Origin of the sequence: Pseudomonas sp. B21-015 (assembly GCF_024749285.1) — a bacterium.
In the GTDB taxonomy this organism is placed as follows: domain Bacteria; phylum Pseudomonadota; class Gammaproteobacteria; order Pseudomonadales; family Pseudomonadaceae; genus Aquipseudomonas.
The window spans coordinates 4631202-4656071 of record NZ_CP087196.1 but is presented as its reverse complement, the minus strand read 5'-3'; the positions used below and the strand labels follow the sequence as shown (position 1 = coordinate 4656071).

The following is a 24870-nucleotide window of genomic DNA, read 5'->3' as shown; positions in this document are numbered from 1 at the left end:
ATTAATGGCGTTCTGATGTCGTTTCTCGATGCCTTGAGGTCGCTGACAGAGCAGGTCACTGTTGGCGTCAGGTTGATGATCGACACGTCAGTACTCCACTGACGATCGAGCGAGTTTGCGGTCGGCGTGATGGGGGCGCTGTGCACCATAAAAATACGTTGAGCGACTCGGCATCCGTCGAGTGCAGCACTTTCGGGGAAGTAACGATGAAGATGCGACGACTCTTGGGCGCAGGTGCCGCTTTGGTGCTGGCGATCAGTTCTACCGTAGCCAGCGCTGAAGGCAAGGCAGTAACGATCGGTTATGTCGACGGTTGGTCGGACAGCGTCGCCACGACCAACGTGGCTGCTGAAGTGATCAAACAGAAGCTCGGTTATGACGTGAAACTGCAAGCGGTTGCCACCGGGATCATGTGGCAAGGTGTGGCCACCGGCAAACTCGACGCCATGCTGTCGGCGTGGCTGCCTGTGACTCACGGCGAATACTGGGCGAAGAACAAGGATCAGGTCGTCGACTACGGCCCGAACTTCAAGGATGCGAAAATCGGTCTGATCGTGCCGGAGTACGTCAAGGCCCAGTCGATTGCGGATCTGAAAACCGACGAGAGCTTCAAGGGCCGTATCGTCGGCATCGACGCCGGTTCAGGCGTGATGCTCAAGACCGATCAGGCCATCAAGGATTACGGTCTGGACAATTACACCCTCAAGGCCAGTTCCGGCGCCGGCATGATTGCCGAGCTGACCCGTGCCGAGAAGAAAAACGAATCCATTGCCGTCACCGGTTGGGTGCCGCACTGGATGTTCGCCAAGTGGAAACTGCGCTTCCTGGAAGACCCGAAAGGCGTTTATGGCGCGGCTGAAACCGTGAACAGCATCGGTAGCAAAGAACTGGCAACCAAAGCGCCTGAAGTTGCGAAGTTCCTGAAGAACTTCCAGTGGGCGTCGAAAGACGAAATCGGCGAAGTCATGTTGGCGATTCAGGACGGTGCCAAACCTGAAGCCGCAGCGAAAGACTGGGTGGCCAAACACCCGGATCGCGTTGCCGACTGGACCAAATGATTTGACTTGAAGCGTCTGGTCAGCACCTATCAAGGCCCCTTGGCTTAAATGCCAAGGGGCTTTTTGCTTTTCCCTGTGGGAGCGAGCCTGCTCGCGATTGCAATGTATCAGTCGGCATTGATGTTAACTGACACACCGTAATCGCGAGCAGGCTCGCTCCCACATTGTTTAACGCCTGCTGGGAAATGGCGAGTCTGTCATGTCGTTCTAATACTAAGGTCGTCTGGAACCTGTCCGGCAGCCGCATAGAGTAGATAGCGTTCCAACTAAAATCTGTGCTGCGAGGATAAAAACAATGAACGACAGCATTTACCTCTCGATTCAAAACAGCCCACGCTTCAAGGAGCTGGTTAGCAAGAGGGAACGATTCGCCTGGATTCTTTCAGCGATCATGCTTGGGCTGTACTCCGGATTCATCCTTTTGATTGCTTACGGGCCGCATATTCTGGGCGCGAAAATCAGCCCTGAGTCATCGATTACCTGGGGTATTCCGATCGGTGTCGGGCTGATTGTTTCGGCCTTTGTCCTGACAGGCATCTACGTGCGACGCGCCAATGGCGAATTCGACGACTTGAACAATGCGATTCTCAAGGAGGCTCAGCAATGATCCGGCGTCTAATGGCTCTATTGAGCATCGCAGCCTTCGCACCTGGCGCCTGGGCGGCTGAAGCCCTGACGGGCGCGGTACAGAAACAACCGCTCAACGTTTCCGCGATCCTGATGTTCGTGGTGTTCGTGGGGGCAACCCTGTGCATCACCTACTGGGCGTCCAAGCGCAACAAATCGGCGGCCGACTACTATGCGGCGGGCGGTAAGATCACCGGGTTCCAGAACGGTCTGGCGATTGCCGGTGACTACATGTCCGCGGCGTCTTTCCTGGGGATTTCCGCCCTGGTGTTCACCTCCGGCTACGACGGCCTGATCTATTCGATCGGCTTCCTGGTGGGTTGGCCGATCATTCTGTTCCTGATCGCCGAGCGTCTGCGTAACCTGGGCAAGTACACCTTTGCCGACGTGGCGTCCTATCGCTTGGGGCAAACCCAGATCCGCTCGCTGTCGGCGTGCGGCTCGCTGGTGGTGGTGGCGTTCTACCTGATCGCGCAAATGGTCGGTGCCGGCAAGCTGATTCAGCTGCTGTTCGGCTTGGACTACCACGTTGCGGTGATCCTGGTGGGCATCCTGATGTGCCTGTACGTGCTGTTCGGCGGCATGCTGGCGACCACTTGGGTGCAGATCATCAAGGCGGTGCTGTTGCTGTCCGGTGCCTCGTTCATGGCGCTGATGGTGATGAAACACGTCAACTTCGATTTCAACGCGCTGTTCTCCGAGGCGATCAAGGTTCACCCTAAAGGTGAAGCGATCATGAGCCCGGGCGGTCTGGTGAAAGATCCGGTCTCGGCGTTCTCCCTCGGCCTGGCACTGATGTTCGGTACCGCTGGCCTGCCGCATATTCTGATGCGCTTCTTCACCGTGAGTGACGCGAAAGAAGCGCGTAAAAGCGTGCTGTATGCAACCGGCTTCATTGGCTACTTCTACATCCTGACGTTCATCATCGGTTTCGGTGCGATCCTGTTGGTCAGCACCAATCCGGTCTTTAAAGATGCGGCTGGTGCGCTGTTGGGCGGCAACAACATGGCGGCGGTGCATTTGGCCAACGCGGTGGGTGGCAGTATCTTCCTGGGCTTCATCTCGGCGGTAGCGTTCGCGACCATCCTGGCGGTCGTGGCCGGCCTGACCCTGGCGGGTGCCTCGGCGGTGTCCCATGACTTGTATGCCAGCGTGATCAAGAAGGGCAAGGCCAACGAGAAGGACGAGATCCGTGTCTCGAAAATCACCACCATCGCCCTGGCGGTGCTGGCGATCGGCCTGGGCATTCTGTTCGAGAAGCAGAACATCGCGTTCATGGTGGGCCTGGCGTTCTCCATCGCGGCGAGCTGCAACTTCCCGGTGCTGTTGCTTTCCATGTACTGGAAGAAGCTGACGACTCGCGGCGCGATGGTCGGCGGCTGGCTGGGTCTGGTCAGTGCTGTTGGCTTGATGGTGCTGGGGCCAACCATTTGGGTGCAGATCCTGGGTCACGAGAAGGCGATCTTCCCGTATGAATACCCGGCGCTGTTCTCCATGGCCATTGCGTTTGTCGGGATCTGGTTCTTCTCGGTCACTGACAAGTCCGCCGAGGGCGTGAACGAGCGGGCGCTGTTCTTCCCGCAGTTCGTTCGTTCGCAGACCGGGTTGGGGGCGAGTGGGGCGGTTGCGCACTAAGGCTTCTATATATAAGCCGCGCTAAAACGAATGCCCCGGTCGAGAGATCGGGGCATTTTTTTATTGGGCGGTTATCGCACAGTGTATGGCTTTTTCGCGGAGGTGGCCTGATAGCCGACCGGGCTCTTTGATCGAGTACATATCCGTTTCTGTGGTAACGGCCACTTATGGTTCCGCTCTTACAGCGGGTCACTTTTGGCAAACGCCCCAAAAGTAACCAAAAGGTCTTGCCCCACCATTCGGTGCCTCGCCTAGGCTCGGCATACCCTCACTCCGGCATTGCTCCGGGGGCCCGCCGCCATCGGCCATCCATGGCCGGGGGCGGCTACCGCGGCATCCTTGCCGCGGTGCCCCCTGCGCAATACCTGCGTTCGGCCTCTGGGAAAGGGGCAGACAGATCAAGATCAAAAGCCAAAGCAACAGCAACAGCAAGATCAACAGCTTCGCGAGCAGGCTCGCTCCCACAGTTGGACTGGGTATATCCGGGGGACGATTGGTCGGCTGACAGGCCGCCATCGCAGCGATGCGGCGACCCGACAAGCCAGCTCCCACAAAAAATCAGAGCATATCCGCTCTGCTTTTCACCACTCAACAGGTCGAGCGTTAGCTCGCCTGCAGCTTTTGATCTTGACGCACCGCCCCCTCGAGAGGCCGAGAGGAGGTTCTGCGCAGTGGGCAACCCGGCATGGATGCCGGGTTAGCCGCGCACGGCCATGGATGGCCGATCGCGGCGGGCCCACGGAGCAGGACCGGAGCGAGGGCATGCCGAGCCTGGGCGAGGCACCGAACGAAAGGGGCAGAAGCGCTTTGGTTACTTTCGCGCTTTTCGAAAGTGACCCGCTGTAAGAGCGGAACCGCCAGCTGGCGCAACCGAAGAAACGGATATGTACACAGCCATAGAGTCCGGTCGGCCCTCAGGCCGCCGCGTCACTCAATGTCAGGCACAAACAAAAACGGCCTCTATCTAAATAGAGGCCGTTTCCGGTACAGCTCAAGACGTTATCGCAAGACAGGTCTTATTTGCGGTCTTCAAGCCGGGTGATGTCACGCGACTCGTAGCCGGTGTACAACTGGCGCGGGCGGCCGATCTTGTACGGGCTGGAGAGCATTTCTTTCCAGTGGGAGATCCAGCCGACGGTCCGCGCCAGGGCGAAGATCACGGTGAACATGCTGGTTGGAATGCCGATCGCCTTGAGGATGATCCCCGAGTAGAAGTCGACGTTCGGATACAGCGAGCGTTCGATGAAGTACGGGTCGGTCAGGGCGATCTCTTCCAGGCGCATGGCCAGTTCGAGTTGCGGATCGTTGGTGATGCCCAGTTCTTTCAGTACTTCGTCGCAGGTCTGCTTCATGACGGTGGCGCGTGGGTCGCGGTTTTTGTAAACCCGGTGACCGAAGCCCATCAGTTTGAACGGATCGTTCTTGTCCTTGGCCTTGGCGATGTACTTGTCGATGTTCGAGACATCGCCAATTTCATCGAGCATGGTCAGCACGGCTTCGTTCGCACCGCCGTGGGCAGGGCCCCACAGTGCAGCGATACCGGCGGCGATACAGGCGAACGGGTTGGCACCCGACGAACCGGCCAGACGTACGGTGGAGGTCGATGCGTTCTGCTCGTGGTCGGCATGGAGGATGAAGATCCGGTCCATGGCCTTGGCGAGTACCGGGCTGATCGGTTTGATCTCGCACGGGGTGTTGAACATCATGTGCAGGAAGTTTTCCGCGTACGACAGGTCGTTGCGCGGGTACATCATGGGTTGGCCCATGGAGTACTTGTAAACCATTGCGGCCAGGGTCGGCATCTTGGCAACCAGGCGGATCGCGGAGATTTCGCGATGCTGCGGGTTATTGATGTCGAGGGAGTCGTGGTAGAACGCCGAGAGGGCGCCCACTACGCCGCACATGACGGCCATCGGGTGGGCGTCGCGACGGAAGCCGTTGAAGAAGGTCTTCAATTGCTCGTGAACCATGGTGTGGTTCTTCACGGTGCCGACGAACTGGGCCTTCTGTTCTGCGGTCGGCAATTCACCGTTGAGCAGCAGATAGCAGGTTTCCAGGTAGTCCGACTTTTCAGCCAGCTGTTCGATCGGGTAGCCGCGGTGCAGCAGAATGCCGTTGTCGCCGTCGATATAGGTGATCTTCGACTCGCAGGAGGCGGTCGACATGAAACCAGGGTCAAAGGTGAAACGGCCCGTGGCCGTCAGGCCCCGAACGTCGATAACATCGGGACCAACGGTGCCGGTTAAAATGGGCAGCTCGACGGGGGCTGCGCCCTCGATGATCAACTGCGCTTTTTTGTCAGCCATGTGGCCTCCTATTTATGCTTGAAATCATCAGACAGACCCCCCACGCAGGGCCCGCACCACTATAGTGAGATAAATTTGAATGTCAATTTGCCTAAAGTCTTGCTCCAGAAGGCTTTAACCGGACTTTTTCCTCGAAATTGACTGCCGTTTACGCCTTTTATCTGACTTGTGCAATCAGCTATTAGGGGAAGGTGAACGCGTTGTCATTAGTAGCCTAACTGTCTATACTCGGCCACCGACCGCCAGGGGCTTTTGGGCCTGCTTTATTGGGGGTCGCATCCCTGGGTGGTGGTTACCTGACCAGTGCACTCCCCAACAACTTTGCCCTGATTGTTAGGGGCTCTTCAGTGTGAAAAAAAAGCCGTGAAAAGCCAACGACCTGTAAACCTAGACCTAAGGACCATCAAACTCCCCATCACCGGCGTTACGTCGTTTCTTCACCGTGTTTCCGGCATCATCCTCTTCCTGGGCCTTGGCTTCATGCTGTATGCATTGGGCAAGTCTCTGGGTTCCGAGGAAGGTTTTGCCGAGGTGAAGGCATGCTTGACCAGTCCGCTGGCCAAGTTCGTAGCATGGGGCCTCCTGTCCGCTCTTCTGTATCACCTGGTAGCCGGCGTGCGCCACTTGATCATGGATATGGGCATCGGCGAGACGCTTGAAGGCGGCCGCCTGGGCTCGAAAATTATCATCGCCGTTTCCGTGGTGTTGATCGTTCTGGCAGGAGTTTGGATATGGTAACCAGCGTTACGAACCTTTCGCGTTCGGGCCTCTATGACTGGATGGCGCAACGTGTGTCTGCGGTTGTTCTCGCGGCTTATTTCATCTTCCTGATCGGATACCTCGCGGCGAATCCTGGCATTGGCTACGCCCAATGGCATGGCCTGTTCGCCCACAACGGGATGCGTATCTTCAGTCTGCTGGCCCTTGTGGCCCTGGGCGCTCACGCCTGGGTCGGCATGTGGACCATCGCGACCGACTACCTGACGCCGATGGCGCTGGGCAAGTCCGCGACTGCAGTACGTTTCCTTTTCCAGGCGGTATGCGGCGTTGCGATGTTCGCTTACTTCGTCTGGGGTGTGCAGATTCTCTGGGGTATCTGATCCATGGCTAACATTCCAACGATTTCTTTCGACGCCATCATTATTGGTGGCGGCGGTGCCGGCATGCGCGCTGCGCTGCAACTGGCACAAGGCGGTCACAAGACTGCCGTGATCACCAAGGTTTTCCCGACCCGTTCGCACACCGTATCGGCCCAGGGCGGCATCACCTGCGCCATCGCGTCGGCCGACCCGAACGATGACTGGCGCTGGCACATGTACGATACCGTCAAGGGTTCCGACTACATCGGTGACCAGGACGCGATCGAATACATGTGTCAGGAAGGCCCGGCTGCCGTTTACGAGCTGGACCACATGGGTATGCCATTCTCGCGTACCGAGCAAGGTCGTATCTACCAGCGTCCGTTCGGCGGTCAGTCGAAGGATTACGGTAAGGGTGGCCAGGCTGCCCGTACTTGCGCTGCGTCCGACCGTACCGGTCACGCGCTGCTGCACACCCTTTATCAGGGCAACCTGAAAGCCGGCACCACGTTCCTGAACGAGTACTACGCTGTTGACCTGGTGAAAAACCAGGATGGCGCTTTTGTCGGTGTGATTGCCATCTGCATCGAAACCGGCGAAACCACCTACATCCGTGCCAAGGCTACCGTTCTGGCCACCGGCGGTGCAGGTCGTATCTATGCGTCCACCACCAACGCCCTGATCAACACCGGTGACGGCGTCGGCATGGCTCTGCGTGCTGGCGTACCGGTACAAGACATCGAAATGTGGCAGTTCCACCCGACCGGTATCGCCGGCGCTGGTGTACTGGTTACCGAAGGTTGCCGTGGTGAAGGTGGTTACCTGATCAACAAGCACGGCGAGCGTTTCATGGAGCGTTATGCTCCGAACGCCAAAGACCTTGCAGGTCGTGATGTTGTTGCCCGTTCGATGGTTAAAGAAATCATCGCCGGCAACGGCTGTGGCCCGAATGGCGACCACGTAATGCTCAAACTCGACCACTTGGGCGAGGAAGTGCTGCACAGCCGTCTGCCAGGCATCTGCGAACTGTCGAAAACTTTTGCGCACGTTGACCCGGTCGTCGCTCCGGTTCCGGTTGTTCCGACCTGCCACTATATGATGGGCGGCGTTGCCACCAACATTCATGGCCAGGCAATCACCCAGAACGACGAAGGTGTCGACGCCATCATCCCAGGTCTGTTCGCCGTGGGCGAAGTGGCTTGCGTATCGGTTCACGGTGCCAACCGTCTGGGCGGCAACTCGTTGCTCGACCTGGTGGTATTCGGCCGCGCTGCCGGCCTGCACCTGGAAAAGGCGCTGACCGACGGCATCGAATACGACGACGCTACCCAAGCCGATATCGAAGCTGCCCTGTCGCGTCTGAACGCTCTGAACAACCGTACCGAAGGCGAAGACGTGGCTACCCTGCGTCGCGAGCTGCAGAACTGCATGCAGAACTACTTCGGTGTATTCCGTACCGGCGAATACATGCAGAAGGGTATTGCCCAGCTGGCTGACCTGCGCAAGCGCATCGCCAACGTGAAGATCAACGATAAGTCGCAGGCTTTCAACACTGCACGTATCGAAGCGCTGGAACTGCAGAACCTGCTGGAAGTGGCCGAAGCTACCGCCATCGCTGCAGAAGTACGCAAAGAGTCCCGCGGTGCTCACGCCCGTGAAGACTTCGAAGACCGTGACGACGAAAACTGGCTGTGCCACACCCTGTACTTCCCGGGTGAGAAGCGCGTTGCCAAGCGTGCAGTGAACTTCTCGCCGAAGACTGTTCCGACTTTTGAACCTAAGATTCGGACTTATTAAGGGTGGCCGCCATGTTGCAAGTCAGTGTTTATCGTTACAACCCTGATCAGGACGCTGCGCCGTTCATGCAGGAATTCCAGGTTGATACCGGTGGTAAAGACCTGATGGTGCTGGACGTGCTGGCCCTGATCAAAGAGCAGGACGAAGGTTTCTCCTATCGTCGCTCTTGCCGTGAAGGTGTTTGCGGTTCCGACGGCATGAACATCAACGGCAAAAACGGTCTGGCGTGCATCACGCCGCTGTCTGCCGTCGTAAAAGGTAACAAGCTGATCGTTCGTCCGCTGCCAGGTTTGCCGGTTATCCGTGACCTGGTCGTCGATATGAGCATCTTCTACAAGCAATACGAAAAGGTGAAGCCATACCTGCAGAACGACACGCCGGCTCCGGCCATCGAGCGTCTGCAATCCCCAGAAGAGCGTGAAAAGCTCGACGGTCTGTACGAGTGCATCCTGTGCGCTTGCTGCTCGACTTCGTGCCCGTCCTTCTGGTGGAACCCGGACAAGTTCCTGGGCCCGGCTGCTCTGCTGCAAGCGTACCGCTTCCTGGCAGACAGCCGCGACACCAAAACGTCCGAGCGTCTGGCTTCGCTGGATGACCCGTTCAGCGTATTCCGCTGCCGGGGGATCATGAACTGCGTCAACGTTTGTCCGAAAGGCCTGAACCCGACTAAGGCCATCGGTCACATCCGTAACATGCTGCTGCAAAGCGGCGTGTGATTCAGCTGCTGTACCCGTAGGACCGCAATACCCGTAGATGCTACGGCGCAGGCTTCAACCGGCGCCGTAGTTTTAACCTGAGCAGCAGCCCATAAGGCTGCGGCTCTTATTTTGAAGAAATGAGACAAGCAGGGGCATCCGGGCTGGTACCCGGACTATCAGCGTGATCCTAAGTGGCTTGTTTTAGTCGCTGCATTCGGACTTCTGCAAGTTTGCTCGGTGTCGACGCCGGTGGTGTTCCCCTAACCGAGGGTGACCAAGCATGCAAGAAAGCGTGATGCAGCGCATGTGGAACAGCGCCTACCTTTCCGGTAGTAACGCTGCCTATGTGGAAGAGCTCTACGAGCTCTACCTGCACGACCCTAACGCTGTGCCAGAAGAGTGGCGCACCTACTTCCAGAAGTTGCCTGCTGACGGCAACACTGCTACCGATGTTTCGCACTCCACAATTCGCGATCATTTCGTCTTGCTGGCAAAGAACCAGCGCCGCGCCCAACCGGTTTCCGCCGGCAGCGTGAGCAGTGAGCACGAGAAGAAGCAAGTTGAAGTGCTGCGATTGATCCAGGCCTACCGTATGCGTGGCCACCAGGCAGCCCAGCTTGACCCGCTGGGGCTGTGGCAGCGTCCTGCACCTGCAGACCTGTCAATCAATCATTACGGCTTGACCAATGCCGATCTTGATACGACCTTCCGTGCCGGCGACCTGTTCATCGGCAAAGAGGAGGCGAGCCTACGCGAAATTCACGAAGCGTTGCAGCAGACATATTGCCGCACCATCGGTGCTGAATTTACGCATATCACCGATTCCGAGCAGCGCCAGTGGTTCCAGCAGCGTCTGGAAAGCGTGCGCGGTCGTCCGACGTACTCCGCCGACATCAAGAGCCACTTGCTCGAGCGCGTGACCGCCGGTGAAGGCCTGGAAAAATACCTGGGCACCAAATACCCGGGTACCAAGCGTTTCGGTCTGGAAGGCGGCGAAAGCCTGATTCCAATGCTTGACGAGCTGATCCAGCGTTCCGGTTCCTACGGCACCAAGGAAATCGTCATCGGCATGGCCCACCGTGGTCGTCTGAACGTATTGGTCAACACCTTCGGCAAGAACCCGCGCGAGCTGTTCGACGAGTTCGAAGGCAAGAAGAAGGTCGAGCTGGGTTCCGGTGACGTTAAATACCACCAGGGCTTCTCGTCCAACGTGATGACCGCTGGCGGTGAAGTTCACCTGGCCATGGCGTTCAACCCGTCTCACCTGGAAATCGTTTCTCCGGTGGTCGAGGGTTCGGTTCGCGCCCGTCAGGACCGTCGTAACGATCCTACCGGCGAGAAGGTTCTGCCGATCTCCATCCACGGTGACGCTGCATTCGCAGGTCAAGGCGTGGTCATGGAAACCTTCCAGATGTCGCAGACCCGCGGTTTCAAAACCGGCGGCACCGTGCACATCGTGATCAACAACCAGGTCGGTTTCACCATCAGCAACCCGCTGGACTCGCGTTCCACCGAGTACGCCACCGACGTCGCGAAAATGATCCAGGCGCCGATCCTCCATGTGAATGGTGATGATCCGGAAGCTGTATTGTTCGTGACCCAGCTGGCCATCGACTACCGCATGCAGTTCAAGCGTGACGTGGTGATCGATCTGGTCTGCTACCGTCGTCGCGGCCACAACGAGGCTGACGAACCAAGCGGTACCCAGCCGATCATGTATCAGCAGATCACCAAACAGCGCACTACCCGTGAGCTGTATGCCGATCGCCTGACCCAGAGCGGTGTGCTGGACGCAGAGCGTGTGCAGTCGAAAATCGACGAATACCGCAACGCGCTGGACAACGGTCTGCATGTTGTAAAAAGTCTGGTCAAAGAGCCGAACAAAGAGCTGTTCGTGGACTGGCGTCCGTATCTGGGCCATGCCTGGACTGCGCGTCACGACACTCGCTTCGATCTGAAAACCTTGCAGGAACTGTCCGCCAAGCTGCTGGAAATTCCTGAAGGCTTCGTGGTTCAGCGCCAGGTCGCGAAAATCTACGAAGACCGTCAGAAGATGCAAGCCGGCGGCCTGCCGATCAACTGGGGTTACGCCGAAACCATGGCGTACGCGACCCTGGCGTTCGAAGGTCACCCGATTCGCATGACGGGTCAGGACATCGGTCGCGGTACGTTCTCGCACCGTCATGCTGTCTTGCACAACCAGAAAGACGCGGGCACCTACATCCCGTTGCAGAACCTGTATAACGGCCAGCCACGTTTCGACCTGTACGATTCGTTCCTGTCCGAAGAAGCCGTACTGGCGTTCGAATACGGTTACTCGACCACCACGCCTGATGCGCTGGTGATCTGGGAAGCCCAGTTCGGCGACTTCGCCAACGGTGCCCAGGTGGTTATCGATCAGTTCATCACCAGTGGCGAACACAAGTGGGGCCGTCTCTGCGGTCTGACCATGCTGTTGCCGCACGGTTACGAAGGTCAGGGGCCTGAGCACTCCTCGGCTCGTCTGGAGCGTTACCTGCAGCTGTGCGCCGAGCACAACATTCAGGTAGCCGTACCGACTACGCCGGCTCAGATCTATCACTTGCTGCGTCGTCAGGTCATTCGCCCGCTACGCAAGCCATTGATCGTTCTGACTCCGAAGTCGCTGTTGCGCCACAAACTGGCCATTTCGACCCTGGAAGATCTGGCCGAAGGTTCGTTCCAGACCGTTATCCCGGAAATCGATGCACTTGACCCGAAAAAGGTCACTCGCATGATCCTGTGCAGCGGCAAGGTCTACTATGACCTGCTGGAAAAACGCCGTGCCGAAGGTCGTGAAGACATCGCCATCGTGCGTCTCGAGCAGCTGTATCCGTTCCCTGAGGACGACCTGATGGAGACGCTCGCCCCTTACACCAACCTCGAAAACGTGGTCTGGTGCCAGGAAGAGCCGATGAACCAGGGCGCCTGGTACAGCAGCCAGCATCACATGCGTCGCAGCCTGACCAACCATAAACAAGGCCTGGTCCTGGAATACGCTGGTCGTGAGGCGTCTGCCGCACCTGCTTGCGGTTACGCATCGATGCACGCCGAGCAGCAGGAACAACTGCTGCAAGATGCTTTCACTGTTTAACGCCTTCGCGCACCTGAAACCGAATTTAAGGACCCACAGATAATGGCTATCGAAATCAAAGCCCCCACTTTCCCGGAATCGGTTGCCGATGGCACCGTTGCCACCTGGCACAAAAAACCGGGCGACGCCGTCAAGCGCGATGACCTGATCGTCGACATCGAAACTGACAAAGTCGTATTGGAAGTGTTGGCCACCGCTGATGGCGTGCTGGGCGCTATCGTCAAGAACGAAGGCGACACCGTTCTGTCCGACGAAGTCCTGGGCTCCATCGAAGCAGGCGGCGCAGCTGCCGCTCCAGCTGCCGCCGCTGCTCCGGCCGTTGCACAAGCTGCTGCTCCAGCCGCTGAAGGCGAAGATGATCCTGTTGCTGCACCGGCTGCTCGCAAGCTGGCTGAAGAAAACGGCATCAACATCGCTTCCGTTGCCGGCACTGGCAAAGGCGGTCGTGTGACCAAGGAAGACGTTGTTGCCGCTGTAGCTGCCAAGAAAGCCGCTCCGGCTGCCGCGCCTGCCAAGGCGGCTGCTCCTGCCGCTGCTGCTCCAGTGTTCGCTGCCGGCGATCGCATCGAGAAGCGCGTACCGATGACCCGCGTGCGGGCCACCGTCGCCAAGCGTCTGGTTGAAGCTCAATCGAACATGGCAATGCTGACCACTTTCAACGAAGTCGACATGACCGAAGTCATGGCGTTGCGTTCGAAGTACAAGGATCTCTTTGAGAAGAGCCATAACGGTGTGCGCCTGGGCTTCATGTCGTTCTTCGTGAAAGCGGCCACCGAAGCGCTGAAACGCTTCCCGGCTGTCAACGCGTCGATCGACGGTGCTGACATCGTTTACCACGGCTACGCTGACGTCGGTGTAGCTGTTTCCAGCGACCGCGGTCTGGTTGTTCCGGTTCTGCGTAACGCCGAACTGATGAGCCTGGCTGAAATCGAAGGCGGCATCGCCACCTTCGGCAAGAAGGCTCGTGACGGCAAACTGTCGATGGACGAGATGACCGGCGGTACTTTCACCATCACTAATGGTGGTACTTTTGGTTCGATGATGTCGACCCCGATCGTCAACCCGCCACAAGCGGCCATCCTGGGCATGCACAACATTCTGCAGCGTCCTATGGCGATCAACGGTCAAGTCGTTATCCGTCCGATGATGTACCTGGCACTGTCCTACGATCACCGTCTGATCGATGGCAAAGAAGCTGTGACCTTCCTGGTTACCATCAAGAACCTGCTGGAAGACCCGGCTCGTTTGCTGCTGGATATCTGATTTCGTTGCACGGGCCGTTCAGCGATGGGCGGCCCTTCTGTAATGACCAGCTTCGTCCCACGACGGTCCCCAAAAGGGGCCGTCCGGTTTGATTCGAGAAGGAATGACACATGACTCAGAAATTCGACGTGGTAGTGATTGGCGCGGGCCCTGGCGGCTACGTGGCTGCCATTAAAGCAGCGCAACTGGGCCTCACCACTGCCTGCATCGAGAAATACACCGACAAGGAAGGCAAACTGGCCCTCGGCGGTACTTGCCTGAACGTCGGCTGCATTCCATCCAAGGCGCTGCTGGACAGCTCCTGGAAGTTCCACGAAGCGCAAGACGGCTTCGCGATCCACGGCATCAACCACGCTGGCGTGACCATGGACGTACCAGCAATGGTCGGCCGTAAAGCCAACATCGTCAAAGGCCTGACCTCTGGCGTTGCCACCCTGTTCAAGGCTAACGGCGTCACTTCGATCCAGGGCCACGGCAAACTGCTGGCCGGCAAGAAAGTCGAAGTCACCAAGCCTGACGGTTCGGTTGAAGTCATCGAAGCCGAAAACGTCATCCTGGCTCCGGGCTCGCGTCCGATCGACATTCCACCGGCTCCGGTCGACCAGAATGTGATCGTCGATTCGACTGGCGCTCTGGAATTCCAATCCGTACCAAAACGCCTGGGTGTGATCGGCGCTGGTGTTATCGGTCTGGAACTGGGTTCGGTATGGTCCCGTCTGGGCGCCGAAGTCACCGTTCTCGAAGCGCTGGATACCTTCCTGATGGCAGCGGACACCGCTGTTTCCAAGGAAGCGCTGAAAACCCTGACCAAACAGGGGCTGGACATCAAGCTGGGCGCTCGCGTGACCGGTTCCAAAGTGAACGGCGACGAAGTCGTTGTGAACTACACCGATGCCAACGGCGAACAGAACATCACTTTCGACAAGCTGATCGTAGCCGTTGGTCGCCGTCCGGTGACCACTGATCTGCTGGCTGCCGATTGCGGCGTGACCCTCGACGAGCGCGGTTTCGTGCACGTTGACGATCACTGCGCCACCACCGTACCGGGCGTTTACGCCATCGGTGACGTGGTTCGCGGCATGATGCTGGCTCACAAAGCCTCGGAAGAGGGCATCATGGTTGTCGAGCGCATCAAGGGCCATAAAGCCCAGATGAACTATGACCTGATCCCTTCGGTTATTTATACTCACCCGGAAATCGCGTGGGTCGGTAAAACCGAGCAGGCCTTGAAAGCTGAAGGCGTAGAAGTTAACGTCGGCACCTTCCCGTTCGCAGCCTCTGGCCGTGCCATGGCCGCCAACGATACCGGTGGTTTCGTCAAGGTCATCGCTGATGCCAGGACTGACCGCGTATTGGGTGTCCACGTGATTGGCCCGAGCGCCGCAGAACTGGTTCAGCAGGGCGCGATCGGCATGGAATTCGGCACCAGCGCTGAAGACTTGGGCATGATGGTTTTCTCCCATCCGACCCTGTCTGAAGCCTTGCACGAAGCTGCGTTGGCAGTGAATGGCGGCGCCATCCACATCGCCAACCGCAAGAAACGCTAAGACAATAAGAAACCACGGCGGTACGGCCCGTCGTGAGCCTTGCATGCAAGACTCACCGCGGAATGTCCGCTGGACGCAGTCTTGCGTAGCTGCACCGGGTACCCGGAAAGGTTACGCAAGCAGCAGTCACAGGTGGTGCGGCACTTGAATGAGTGCAGCACCGAATGCGCAGTACCTAACGAAGACGGTAATAAGCATGAATCTTCACGAGTATCAGGGTAAGCAGCTGTTCGCTGAGTACGGCCTGCCAGTATCCACCGGTTACGCGGTAGACACCCCGGAAGCAGCAGCAGAAGCTTGCGACAAAATCGGCGGCAGCGAATGGGTTGTCAAAGCCCAGGTTCACGCCGGTGGTCGCGGTAAAGCGGGCGGCGTCAAGCTGGTTCGCAGCAAAGAAGACGCCAAAGCCTTCGCACAGCAGTGGCTGGGCAAGCGTCTGGTGACTTACCAGACTGACGCCAATGGTCAGCCAGTCACCAAGATCCTGGTTGAGTCGTGCACTGATATCGCTAAAGAGCTGTACCTGGGCGCTGTCGTTGACCGTTCGAGCCGTCGCATCGTGTTCATGGCTTCCACCGAAGGTGGCGTGGACATCGAGAAAATCGCTCACGACACCCCTGAGAAAATCCTCAAGGCCACTATCGATCCACTGGTTGGCGCTCAGCCATTCCAGGGTCGCGAGCTGGCATTCCAGCTGGGTCTGGAAGGCAAGCAAGTCGCTCAGTTCGCCAAGATCTTCGTAGGTCTGGCCAAGCTGTTCAAGGATCACGACCTGGCTCTGCTGGAAGTGAACCCGCTGGTGATCAAGGCTGACGGCGATCTGCATTGCCTCGATGCCAAGATCAACATCGACGCCAACGCCATGTACCGTCAGCCTAAGCTGAAGACTTTCCACGATCCGTCGCAAGACGATCCGCGCGAAGCGCACGCTGCCAAGTTCGAACTGAACTACGTGGCACTGGAAGGCAACATCGGTTGCATGGTCAACGGTGCTGGCCTGGCCATGGGTACCATGGACATCGTCAACCTGCATGGCGGCAAACCAGCCAACTTCCTCGACGTGGGCGGCGGTGCTACCAAAGAACGCGTTACCGAAGCGTTCAAGATCATCCTGTCCGACACTAACGTCGCTGCAGTACTGGTCAACATCTTCGGCGGCATCGTTCGTTGCGACATGATTGCCGAAGGCATCATCGGCGCCGTGAAAGAAGTCGGCGTGAAAATCCCGGTTGTTGTTCGCCTTGAAGGCAACAACGCTGAGCTGGGCGCTAAAGTACTGGCAGAAAGCGGTTTGAACATCATCGCTGCTACCAGCCTGACCGACGCTGCTCAACAAGTCGTTAAAGCTGCGGAGGGCAAATAATGAGCGTCCTGATCAATAAAGACACCAAAGTTATCTGCCAGGGCATTACCGGTTCGCAAGGTAGTTTCCACACCCAGCAAGCCATCGAGTACGGCACCAAGATGGTCGGTGGTGTAACTCCTGGTAAAGGCGGCACCGAGCACCTGGGTCTGCCAGTGTTCAACACCGTGAAAGACGCTGTAGCAGCCACTGGCGCCACCGCCAGCGTGATCTACGTTCCAGCTCCTTTCTGCAAGGACTCCATCCTGGAAGCAGCATTCGGCGGCATCAAGCTGATCGTTTGCATCACCGAAGGCATTCCTACCCTGGACATGCTGGATGCCAAGGTCAAGTGCGACGAGCTGGGCGTAGTCCTGATCGGTCCTAACTGCCCAGGCGTGATCACTCCAGGCGAATGCAAGATCGGCATCATGCCAGGTCACATTCACTTGCCAGGCAAGGTCGGTATCGTTTCCCGTTCCGGCACCCTGACCTACGAAGCTGTGAAGCAGACTACTGACGCTGGTTTCGGTCAGTCGACTTGCGTCGGCATCGGTGGTGACCCGATCCCGGGTTCGAACTTCATCGACATCCTGAAGCTGTTCCAGGAAGACCCGAAGACCGAAGCGATCGTCATGATCGGCGAGATCGGCGGTTCGGCTGAAGAAGAAGCGGCTGCCTACATCAAGGCACACGTGACCAAGCCGGTTGTTTCCTACATCGCTGGTGTGACTGCTCCTCCGGGCAAGCGCATGGGCCATGCTGGCGCAATCATCTCTGGCGGCAAAGGCACTGCAGACGAGAAATTCGCTGCACTGCAAGACGCAGGTGTTAAAACCGTGCGTTCGCTGGCAGACATCGGCAAGGCCCTGGCCGAGCTGACCGGTTGGGCCGTCAAGTAAGCCTCGGGCTTAACTGACGCTTCACCAGACAAAGGCCACCTTCGGGTGGCCTTTGTTGTTTCTGAAGATCAAAAGATCGCAGCCTTCGGCAGCTCCTACAGTGAATGCGATGCCATGTAGGAGCTGCCGAAGGCTGCGATCTTTTGATTTTCAAGGAAAATTAGATATGTAAGCGCGACATTGAAATGTCGCGTATCGGATAGTTCGCCCTGTAATAGTGCGTTTGTCAGACAAATTCGTTAGGCTAGCAGCCATTTTTGCGTCCGCGGCCCACAAGGCAGCGACGCGCTAAACGGGTCGGTCCTATACGGATCGACAGCATTTCCCTCACCCATAAGGGAAATCCCTCTCTAAATTCCGATTCAGTAGTGTGGTATTTCCTTAATGAAAGTGTTGAAAGGCCAGGACATCCTGGCACTGGGTTTTATGACGTTTGCCCTGTTCGTCGGGGCCGGCAACATCATTTTCCCGCCTATCGTCGGTTTGCAGTCCGGGCCTAATGTCTGGATGGCGGCGCTGGGTTTCCTGATCACCGCAGTCGGTCTGCCGGTGATCACCGTTGTCGCCCTGGCCAAGGTCGGCGGCGCAATGGATGCCTTGAGCAGCCCGATCGGTAAAATCGCCGGCGGCCTGCTGGCAGCCGCGTGCTACCTGGCTGTCGGCCCGTTGTTCGCGACGCCGCGCACCGCGACCGTGTCGTTCGAAGTAGGTCTGGCGCCGCTGACTGGCGAGAGCCCGCTGGCGCTGTTTCTCTATAGCTCGGTGTACTTCCTGCTGGTGTTCTTCATCTCGCTCTATCCAGGCCGTCTGCTGGACACCGTAGGACGGTTCCTCGCACCGCTGAAGATCATCGCCCTGGCCGTTCTCGGTATCGCGGCGTTCGCGCTGCCGGCTGGCGACATCGGCGTGGCCACCCCTGAATACGTGGCAGCACCGTTCTCCCAGGGCTTCATCAATGGTTACCTGACTATGGATACCCTGGGCGCATTGGTATTTGGCATTGTCATCGTCAATGCGATCCGCTCTCGTGGCGTGGATTCGCCGGTGTTGATCACCCGTTACGCGATCATTGCCGGGCTGATTGCCGGCGTGGGTCTGGCGCTGGTTTACGTCAGTCTGTTCCGGCTCGGTTCGGGCAGCCATGAAGTGGCCGCCGGTGCTACCAACGGCGCGGCGGTATTGCACGCGTACGTGCAGCACACCTTCGGCTCCCTGGGCAGCGGTTTCCTCGCGGTGCTGATCTCCCTGGCCTGCCTGGTGACAGCGGTCGGTCTGACCTGCGCCTGTGCCGAATACTTCAGCGGTGTATTGCCGCTGTCCTACAAGACGCTGGTGATCATCCTGGCTGCGTTCTCCCTGTTGGTGTCCAACCTGGGCCTCACCAAGCTGATCGCGTTCTCGATCCCGGTGCTGACCGCCATCTACCCGCCGTGCATCGCCCTGGTCGCCCTGAGCTTCTGCAAGGACTTCTGGCATGAGCAGGGCCGCATCGTCGGTCCGGTGATGCTGGTGTCGTTCATCTTCGGCCTGATCGACGCCCTCAAAGGCGCCGGTCTGGCCGACTGGATGCCGACGCAACTGGCTCACCTGCCGCTGAGCGAGCAGGGGCTGGCGTGGCTGGTGCCGTCGGTCATGACCCTGGCGGTCGCCGTGGTCTGCGACCGTCTGCTGGGCAAGCGCGAAGAAGCGCTGGCTTAAACTGCTTCATGGCTCGCCACAAGCGGGCTTTGAGCTGCAAATTGAAATGCCTCGTATCAATCGATACGGGGCATTTTTTATGGGCGTGCGAAGATCAAATGTGGGAGCGGGCTTGCTCGCGAAGAGGGCTTAACATTCAATAGCGATGTTGACTGGAAGTCCGCTTTCGCGAGCAAGCCCGCTCCCACAGGATCCCGGTATTTCACACTGATCTCACAAGGAACTGCATGTCGTTCATCCACGCTAATCTGATCCATATCCTCGCCGCGCTCTGGTTTGTCGTCTGCTGGGGTGGCTACACCCGTTACGCGACATGGAAGGGCCGTGACACTGCATGCCTGGCCAGTGTGCTGCACCTGTATCGTGAAGACTGGATGCGCCGCATGCTGTTGCGCGACAACCGCATTGCCGATGCCAGCGTGATCGGCAACCTTGAGCGCAACGCCTCGTTCTTCGCTTCCAGTACGTTGATTATCCTGGCCGGCATCCTCACGGTATTGGGCGCGTCCGAAAGAGCTGTGTCATTGCTGGCGGATATCCCGATGGTGCAACAGGCCTCCCAAGGCATGTCGGAGATCAAGCTGTTGTGTCTGGCGCTGGTGTTTGTCTATGCGTTCTTTACGTTCAGCTGGTGCATGCGTCAGTACAACTTTGCGGCCATTCTTGTGGGCTCGGCACCGATGATTGGTGAGCGCCATGTGTCCGAGCAAGAGCGTAAAGCCTTTGCTTCCCGAGCCGCTCGTGTCATTTCCATGGCGGCCAACCAGTTCAACTTCGGTCTGCGTTCCTATTACTTCGGCATGACCATGTTGGCGTGGTTTGTCAGCCCCTGGTTGTTCATGTTGATGAGCGCCGGTGTCGTGTTTGTGTTGTATCGCCGCGAGTTTCACTCCGACGTTCTTGACGTGATGGTCTATACCCCTACAGAGGCGCCATTGCCTGAGCTGAACAAAGAGGCGGCTTGATGAGTATTCCGTTCTGGTGTGTGTTTATCAGCGCCTTGTTGATTTTCGTGGCGCGCATGCCAGTGGCCAAGGCCATGAGCGCGCAGGGCGGTTACAACAATCACCTGCCGCGCCAGCAACAGGCGCAACTTACAGGCTTCGGTGCTCGTGCATTGGCGGCCCACCAGAACAGTTTCGAGGCGTTCATAATATTTGCGGTTGGGGTGTTGATGGCGCACACCACGCAGACGGCGGGGTGGCTGATCGATACGCTGGCAATCATCTTCGTGATCACACGCATCATTTACTTGCTGTGCTATTGGGCAGATCTGGCCTGGCAGCGCAGTCTGGTGTGGTTCGTGGGTTTAGTGTGTTCGTTGTTGCTGATGATTAGTCCGACTTTTAGGACGATTTTGATCTAATACTGCATTGCAAACAAAAGCCGCCGATAAAAGAAAACCCGCACTTGGCGGGTTTTCTTTTATCACTAAAAACGCTTTTAGTTTTTAGGTGCTTCTGGCGCGGCTTCTTTTGTCGCTGCTGCGTTCGATTCGGCCTGAGCTTTGGCAGCTTCGGCGTTTTCTTTTGCTGCCTCGTTCACTTTATCCTGAGCTTCGCTCATTTTTTCCTGAGCTTGCTCGGCATGTTGGTTAGCATCTTGAGCTTTGTCCTCGGATTTTTTATCGCAAGCAGCGAGACCGAGGGAAGCGGTCAACATCAAGGCAATAGCTAAAGTCTTACGCATGGGGTGTTTCTCCTGATGGAAAATATCTACTGGCCTTTCGAGCGCGGTGATCAGGGTTAAGTTCCTCAGTTCACACAGATATATATGTTTGTTTTGCCACGGAACTTTTGCCCACTAGCCTGCTACTTTGTCTGGATACTAAGAAGAGTTTTATCAAATGGCCGAAAACCCCGTTTTTGAGCGTGCGACGCGATTCCTGTCGGCATTGCGGCATTGTCAGGTTCTCGGAATGCGCGTTCACAGTGCCAGCAGCGAAGGGCTGACGGTGATTCTGCCGTACAGCCCGCAAATCGTTGGCAACCCGCAAACCGGGGTGATTCATGGCGGTGCGCTGACCTCACTGATGGACACCGCCTGCGGCATGGCCACCCTTTGCGTGCTGCCCAAGTTCGAAGTCTGTCCGACGCTCGACTTGCGCATCGACTACATGCACGCCGCTGAGCCGCACAAGGACGTGTACGGCTTCGCCCAATGTTACCGAGTGACCACCGACGTGATCTTCGCGCGCGGTTTTGCCTATCAGGACGACCCCGAACAGCCCATCGCCCACGTGGTGGGCACCTTTATGCGCATGGGCAAGGGCGTCAAAGGCACCAAGGGCTTTGGTGGTGTCATTGCTGGAGGTGCGAAATGACCGACACGTTCAAGGAGCAACTCCAACAGGCTCATGCGCAGGGGGACTACACAGCGCTGTTGCAGCTGATTCCTTACGCCGAGCTGATCGGCGTCGAATGTTCGCGGGTAGGAGATGAGCTGCTGTTTCGTCTGCCGGCCAACAAGGACAACATTGGTAACCCTTTATTGCCGGCGATTCATGGCGGGGTGATTGCCGGGTTCATGGAGCTTTCGGCGGCGCTGCACCTGTTGATTTTCACCGGTTCGCCCGGCGTGCCGAAGATTATCGACTTTTCCCTCGACTACCTGCGCGCGGGGCAATTTCGCGATACCTGGGCCCGATGCCTGGTTTGCCGACAGGGGCGCCGGGTGGCAAACGTGGCGATTACCGCCTGGCAAAGCACTGAAGCCGAGCCCATTGCCACGGCCCGGGCCCACTTCAAAATCGAAGAGCCCTTGAAATCCTGATCTAAGCCCCCAACTTTGATGACAACCCGCCGCCGACCCTCAAGGTCGCGGCCACTGCCATCTGATTGGAGTTTGATGACCATGAGTGTGGAAACTCAAAAGGAAACCCTGGGCTTCCAGACCGAGGTGAAGCAACTGCTGCACCTCATGATCCATTCGCTGTATTCCAACAAGGAAATCTTCCTTCGCGAATTGATCTCGAACGCCTCTGACGCTGTCGATAAATTACGCTTTGAAGCGCTGGCCAGGCCTGAGTTGCTGGAAGGCGGCGCTGAACTGAAAATCCGTGTGAGCTTCGACAAGGACGCTAAAACCGTCACCCTCGAAGACAACGGCATCGGCATGAGCCGTGAGGATGCGGTCACCCATCTGGGCACCATCGCCAAGTCCGGCACTGCCGATTTCATGAAGCACCTGTCTGGCGATCAGAAAAAAGACTCGCACCTGATCGGTCAATTCGGTGTCGGTTTCTATTCGGCCTTCATCGTCGCCGATAAAGTTGACGTATTCAGCCGCCGTGCCGGCCTTGCTGCCAGCGAAGGTGTGCACTGGTCGTCCAAGGGCGAAGGCGAATTCGAAATCGCCACCGTCGAGAAAGCCGACCGTGGTACTCGCATCGTCCTGCACCTGAAGTCTGGTGAAGACGAGTTCGCTGATGGCTGGCGTCTGCGCAACGTCATCAAGAAGTACTCCGACCACATCGCCTTGCCGATCGAGTTGCCGAAAGAAGTGGCAGCCGCCGAAGGCGAAGAGGAGCCTGCGCTTGAGTGGGAAACCGTCAACCGCGCCAGCGCCCTGTGGACTCGCCCTCGCACTGAAGTGAAGGATGAGGAATACCAGGAGTTCTACAAACACGTTGCTCACGATTTCGAGAACCCGCTGAGCTGGAGCCATAACAAGGTCGAAGGCAAGCTCGAGTACACCTCGCTGCTTTATGTACCGACCCGTGCTCCGTTCGATCTGTACCAGCGTGAAGCGCCAAAAGGCCTGAAGCTGTATGTGCAGCGTGTGTTCGTCATGGATCAGGCCGAGTCGTTCCTGCCGCTGTACCTGCGCTTCATCAAAGGCGTGGTCGACTCCAACGACCTGTCGCTGAACGTGTCGCGGGAAATCCTGCAGAAAGACCCGATCATCGACACCATGAAATCGGCGCTGACCAAGCGCGTTCTGGACATGCTGGAAAAACTGGCGAAGAACGAGCCTGAGCAATACAAAGGCTTCTGGAAGAACTTCGGTCAGGTCATGAAAGAAGGCCCGGCAGAAGATTTCGCCAACAAAGAAAAAATTGCCGGTCTGCTGCGCTTCGCGTCCACTCAGGGCGACGACGGCGAGCAGGTTGTGGGTCTGGCCGACTACCTGGCCCGTGCCAAGGAAGGTCAGGACAAGATCTACTACCTGACTGGCGAAACCTACGCGCAAGTCAAAAACAGCCCGCACCTGGAAGTCTTCCGCAAGAAAGGCATCGAAGTGCTGCTGCTGACCGACCGCATCGACGAGTGGCTGATGAGCTACCTCAGCGACTTCGACGGCAAGAGCTTCGTCGACGTGGCACGCGGTGACCTGGACCTCGGCAACCTGGACTCGGAAGAAGACAAGAAAGCCGCGGAAGAAGTCGCCAAGTCCAAAGAAGGTCTGGTTGAGCGTCTCAAGACCGCTTTGGGTGAGTCCGTTGCTGAGGTGCGGGTTTCCCACCGTCTGACCGATTCCCCGGCGATTCTGGCGATCGGCGAGCAGGACCTGGGCCTGCAAATGCGTCAGATCCTGGAAGCCAGTGGTCAGAAGGTTCCGGATTCGAAGCCGATCTTCGAATTCAATCCGGCTCACCCGCTGATCGAGAAACTCGACAACGAGCAGAGCGACGAGCGCTTCGGCGATCTGTCGCACATCCTGTTCGATCAGGCGGCCCTGGCGGCCGGCGACAGCTTGAAAGACCCGGCCGCGTATGTGCGCCGTTTGAACAAGCTGTTGGTTGAACTGTCGGTTTAACCGCGTTGTAGAAAAAAACCCGCTTCGGCGGGTTTTTTGATCGTTCCTACGCTCTGCGTGGGAATGCCTCTAGGGACGCTCCGCGTCCAGTGACGCGGAGCGTCACGGGCTGCATCCCCACGCAGAGCATGGGAACGACCAGCCGATCAATTACAAGGGAGTTGGCGGGCTTCGGTGTTTCGGCAGCTCAATCCGCTCACTTTCCCCCGGCACTGTCGGCCACTCCCCGGCAGCCCAGTGTCGACGTGCTTCATCGATCAATGCCGGATCGCTGGCCACGAAATTCCAGTTGATCCGTCGCGGCCCATCCAATGGCGCTCCGCCAAACAGCACGGCATGGCAGTCACTCTCGGCGAACAACGTCATTTCTTCCCCGACCGGCAACACCACCAGCGAGTGCGGTTCCAGCAGTTCGCCGTCCAGTTGCACCTCACCGCTCAGCACATACAGTGCCCGTTCTTCATGCTCGGTGGGAATCAGCAGCGTGGTTGCCGTTTGCAGGTTCAATTCGGCATATAGCGTAGGAGAAAGCACTGGGACCGGCGACTCGAGGCAAAAGCCTGATCCGGCGATCATCCGTATCTTCACGCCAAGGTTATCGCTGACGGGCAGCGTGGTTGCCGGATGGTGGCTGTAGTGTCCCGGACCGTGTTCACGGTCCTTGGGTGACGCCAGCCAGATCTGTAAGCCGTGCATCGTACCGCCGCTGTCCTTCAATGCGTCGGGCGTGCGTTCGATGTGGGCAATCGCACTGCCGGCGGTCATCCAGCTGACATCGCCGGCATTCACCAGTTGATCGGAACCGAGGCTGTCCTTGTGCTGGATTTGCCCTTCGAACAGGTAGGTCAGGGTGGACAGGCCGATGTGCGGATGCTGGCGGATGTTCATGCCTTTACCCGGTGGATAACGGGTTTCGAGCATGTGGTCGAAAAACACAAAAGGTCCGACGTTGCGGCATTTGGCTGACGGCAGCGTCCGAAGAATCGGCTGGCCTTCGACATCTTCGGCGCGGGGACGGATCACGAGCGGAGTGTTCATGGTGCTGCAT

Annotated in this window: 21 protein-coding genes; 18 read left to right on the top strand and 3 right to left on the bottom strand. The window is 57.8% G+C overall.

All coding sequences use genetic code 11. From position 1 onward, the window contains the following. Positions 1-206 precede the first annotated feature (206 nt). From LOY38_RS21270 to LOY38_RS21260, 3 genes are all read left to right on the top strand, one after another. Positions 207-1058, top strand: coding sequence for a glycine betaine ABC transporter substrate-binding protein (locus LOY38_RS21270; RefSeq protein WP_258696908.1), 852 nt, complete (start codon positions 207-209; stop codon positions 1056-1058). A 295-nt stretch (positions 1059-1353) separates the two neighbouring features. Further along, complete coding sequence (locus LOY38_RS21265; RefSeq protein ID WP_007939152.1) at positions 1354-1665, top strand: DUF485 domain-containing protein; 312 nt, start codon at positions 1354-1356, stop codon at positions 1663-1665. After that, positions 1662-3320: a cation acetate symporter gene (locus tag LOY38_RS21260; RefSeq protein ID WP_258696907.1), complete on the top strand. Its 1659-nt coding sequence runs from the start codon at positions 1662-1664 to the stop codon at positions 3318-3320. Before LOY38_RS21265 ends, LOY38_RS21260 begins: the two co-directional genes overlap by 4 nt. 1016 nt (positions 3321-4336) lie before the next feature. Here LOY38_RS21260 and gltA read toward each other — a convergent pair. After that, a complete protein-coding gene (gltA, locus tag LOY38_RS21255) occupies positions 4337-5626 on the bottom strand; it encodes a citrate synthase (protein WP_105339798.1) in 1290 nt (429 codons plus the stop codon). A 363-nt stretch (positions 5627-5989) separates the two neighbouring features. On the opposite strand from gltA, the gene sdhC reads away from it, so the two are divergent. The 12 genes from sdhC (at position 5990) to LOY38_RS21195 (ending at position 20430) form a co-directional block, all read left to right on the top strand. Beyond that, on the top strand, positions 5990-6364 hold the full coding sequence (gene sdhC / locus LOY38_RS21250; RefSeq protein ID WP_015096190.1) for a succinate dehydrogenase, cytochrome b556 subunit: 375 nt from the start codon (positions 5990-5992) through the stop codon (positions 6362-6364). Beyond that, the gene (gene sdhD, locus LOY38_RS21245; protein ID WP_003210573.1) at positions 6358-6726 is read left to right on the top strand and encodes a succinate dehydrogenase, hydrophobic membrane anchor protein; all 369 of its coding nucleotides are present in this window, start codon (positions 6358-6360) and stop codon (positions 6724-6726) included. Before sdhC ends, sdhD begins: the two co-directional genes overlap by 7 nt. A gap of 3 nt (positions 6727-6729) precedes the next feature. Further along, positions 6730-8502, top strand: a complete 1773-nt coding sequence (gene sdhA, locus LOY38_RS21240) for a succinate dehydrogenase flavoprotein subunit (protein WP_258696906.1) — start codon at positions 6730-6732, stop codon at positions 8500-8502. Positions 8503-8513: 11 nt separating this feature from the next. Next, positions 8514-9218 (top strand): succinate dehydrogenase iron-sulfur subunit, encoded by a 705-nt coding sequence (locus LOY38_RS21235; protein ID WP_018925107.1) that lies wholly within the window; start codon positions 8514-8516, stop codon positions 9216-9218. 262 nt (positions 9219-9480) lie between these two features. Beyond that, positions 9481-12312 carry a 2-oxoglutarate dehydrogenase E1 component gene (locus tag LOY38_RS21230; RefSeq protein WP_258696905.1) on the top strand — a complete coding sequence of 944 codons (2832 nt, stop codon included), beginning with the start codon at positions 9481-9483 and terminating at the stop codon, positions 12310-12312. Positions 12313-12354: 42 nt separating this feature from the next. After that, complete coding sequence (odhB, locus tag LOY38_RS21225) at positions 12355-13575, top strand: 2-oxoglutarate dehydrogenase complex dihydrolipoyllysine-residue succinyltransferase (protein WP_258696904.1); 1221 nt, start codon at positions 12355-12357, stop codon at positions 13573-13575. Positions 13576-13685: 110 nt separating this feature from the next. Continuing rightward, complete coding sequence (lpdA, locus tag LOY38_RS21220; protein WP_258696903.1) at positions 13686-15122, top strand: dihydrolipoyl dehydrogenase; 1437 nt, start codon at positions 13686-13688, stop codon at positions 15120-15122. Between the two features lie 196 nt (positions 15123-15318). Continuing rightward, positions 15319-16485: an ADP-forming succinate--CoA ligase subunit beta gene (gene sucC, locus LOY38_RS21215; RefSeq protein WP_007919879.1), complete on the top strand. Its 1167-nt coding sequence runs from the start codon at positions 15319-15321 to the stop codon at positions 16483-16485. After that, positions 16485-17366: a succinate--CoA ligase subunit alpha gene (gene sucD, locus LOY38_RS21210; protein WP_007919877.1), complete on the top strand. Its 882-nt coding sequence runs from the start codon at positions 16485-16487 to the stop codon at positions 17364-17366. Before sucC ends, sucD begins: the two co-directional genes overlap by 1 nt. Before the next feature lie 384 nt (positions 17367-17750). Continuing rightward, positions 17751-19064: a branched-chain amino acid transport system II carrier protein gene (gene brnQ / locus LOY38_RS21205; protein WP_258696902.1), complete on the top strand. Its 1314-nt coding sequence runs from the start codon at positions 17751-17753 to the stop codon at positions 19062-19064. 227 nt (positions 19065-19291) lie between these two features. Beyond that, complete coding sequence (locus LOY38_RS21200) at positions 19292-20029, top strand: DUF599 domain-containing protein (RefSeq protein ID WP_007936050.1); 738 nt, start codon at positions 19292-19294, stop codon at positions 20027-20029. After that, on the top strand, positions 20029-20430 hold the full coding sequence (locus tag LOY38_RS21195; protein WP_258696901.1) for an MAPEG family protein: 402 nt from the start codon (positions 20029-20031) through the stop codon (positions 20428-20430). The genes LOY38_RS21200 and LOY38_RS21195 overlap by 1 nt, the downstream gene beginning before the upstream one ends. 77 nt (positions 20431-20507) lie before the next feature. Here the strand turns inward: LOY38_RS21195 and LOY38_RS21190 are convergent, their stop codons facing one another. Beyond that, positions 20508-20753 (bottom strand): hypothetical protein, encoded by a 246-nt coding sequence (locus tag LOY38_RS21190; protein ID WP_123496139.1) that lies wholly within the window; start codon positions 20751-20753, stop codon positions 20508-20510. A 157-nt stretch (positions 20754-20910) separates the two neighbouring features. On the opposite strand from LOY38_RS21190, the gene LOY38_RS21185 reads away from it, so the two are divergent. The 3 genes from LOY38_RS21185 to htpG all read left to right on the top strand — a co-directional run bounded on the left by LOY38_RS21185 (position 20911) and on the right by htpG (position 23822). Further along, complete coding sequence (locus LOY38_RS21185; protein WP_258696900.1) at positions 20911-21387, top strand: PaaI family thioesterase; 477 nt, start codon at positions 20911-20913, stop codon at positions 21385-21387. After that, positions 21384-21836, top strand: a complete 453-nt coding sequence (locus LOY38_RS21180) for a PaaI family thioesterase (protein ID WP_258696899.1) — start codon at positions 21384-21386, stop codon at positions 21834-21836. The genes LOY38_RS21185 and LOY38_RS21180 overlap by 4 nt, the downstream gene beginning before the upstream one ends. Positions 21837-21917: 81 nt before the next feature. Further along, positions 21918-23822: a molecular chaperone HtpG gene (gene htpG, locus LOY38_RS21175; RefSeq protein ID WP_258696898.1), complete on the top strand. Its 1905-nt coding sequence runs from the start codon at positions 21918-21920 to the stop codon at positions 23820-23822. A gap of 150 nt (positions 23823-23972) precedes the next feature. Here the strand turns inward: htpG and LOY38_RS21170 are convergent, their stop codons facing one another. Continuing rightward, positions 23973-24860, bottom strand: coding sequence for a pirin family protein (locus tag LOY38_RS21170; protein ID WP_258696897.1), 888 nt, complete (start codon positions 24858-24860; stop codon positions 23973-23975). Positions 24861-24870: the final 10 nt, after the last annotated feature.

Coding starts and splice junctions, on each gene's coding strand:
- LOY38_RS21270 (WP_258696908.1), top strand. CDS start 207: ATGAAGATGCGACGACTCTTGGGCGCAGGTGCCGCTTTGGTGCTGGCG.
- LOY38_RS21265 (WP_007939152.1), top strand. CDS start 1,354: ATGAACGACAGCATTTACCTCTCGATTCAAAACAGCCCACGCTTCAAG.
- LOY38_RS21260 (WP_258696907.1), top strand. CDS start 1,662: ATGATCCGGCGTCTAATGGCTCTATTGAGCATCGCAGCCTTCGCACCT.
- gltA (WP_105339798.1), bottom strand. CDS start 5,626: ATGGCTGACAAAAAAGCGCAGTTGATCATCGAGGGCGCAGCCCCCGTC.
- sdhD (WP_003210573.1), top strand. CDS start 6,358: ATGGTAACCAGCGTTACGAACCTTTCGCGTTCGGGCCTCTATGACTGG.
- sdhA (WP_258696906.1), top strand. CDS start 6,730: ATGGCTAACATTCCAACGATTTCTTTCGACGCCATCATTATTGGTGGC.
- LOY38_RS21235 (WP_018925107.1), top strand. CDS start 8,514: ATGTTGCAAGTCAGTGTTTATCGTTACAACCCTGATCAGGACGCTGCG.
- LOY38_RS21230 (WP_258696905.1), top strand. CDS start 9,481: ATGCAAGAAAGCGTGATGCAGCGCATGTGGAACAGCGCCTACCTTTCC.
- odhB (WP_258696904.1), top strand. CDS start 12,355: ATGGCTATCGAAATCAAAGCCCCCACTTTCCCGGAATCGGTTGCCGAT.
- lpdA (WP_258696903.1), top strand. CDS start 13,686: ATGACTCAGAAATTCGACGTGGTAGTGATTGGCGCGGGCCCTGGCGGC.
- sucC (WP_007919879.1), top strand. CDS start 15,319: ATGAATCTTCACGAGTATCAGGGTAAGCAGCTGTTCGCTGAGTACGGC.
- sucD (WP_007919877.1), top strand. CDS start 16,485: ATGAGCGTCCTGATCAATAAAGACACCAAAGTTATCTGCCAGGGCATT.
- brnQ (WP_258696902.1), top strand. CDS start 17,751: ATGAAAGTGTTGAAAGGCCAGGACATCCTGGCACTGGGTTTTATGACG.
- LOY38_RS21200 (WP_007936050.1), top strand. CDS start 19,292: ATGTCGTTCATCCACGCTAATCTGATCCATATCCTCGCCGCGCTCTGG.
- LOY38_RS21195 (WP_258696901.1), top strand. CDS start 20,029: ATGAGTATTCCGTTCTGGTGTGTGTTTATCAGCGCCTTGTTGATTTTC.
- LOY38_RS21190 (WP_123496139.1), bottom strand. CDS start 20,753: ATGCGTAAGACTTTAGCTATTGCCTTGATGTTGACCGCTTCCCTCGGT.
- LOY38_RS21185 (WP_258696900.1), top strand. CDS start 20,911: ATGGCCGAAAACCCCGTTTTTGAGCGTGCGACGCGATTCCTGTCGGCA.
- LOY38_RS21180 (WP_258696899.1), top strand. CDS start 21,384: ATGACCGACACGTTCAAGGAGCAACTCCAACAGGCTCATGCGCAGGGG.
- htpG (WP_258696898.1), top strand. CDS start 21,918: ATGAGTGTGGAAACTCAAAAGGAAACCCTGGGCTTCCAGACCGAGGTG.
- LOY38_RS21170 (WP_258696897.1), bottom strand. CDS start 24,860: ATGAACACTCCGCTCGTGATCCGTCCCCGCGCCGAAGATGTCGAAGGC.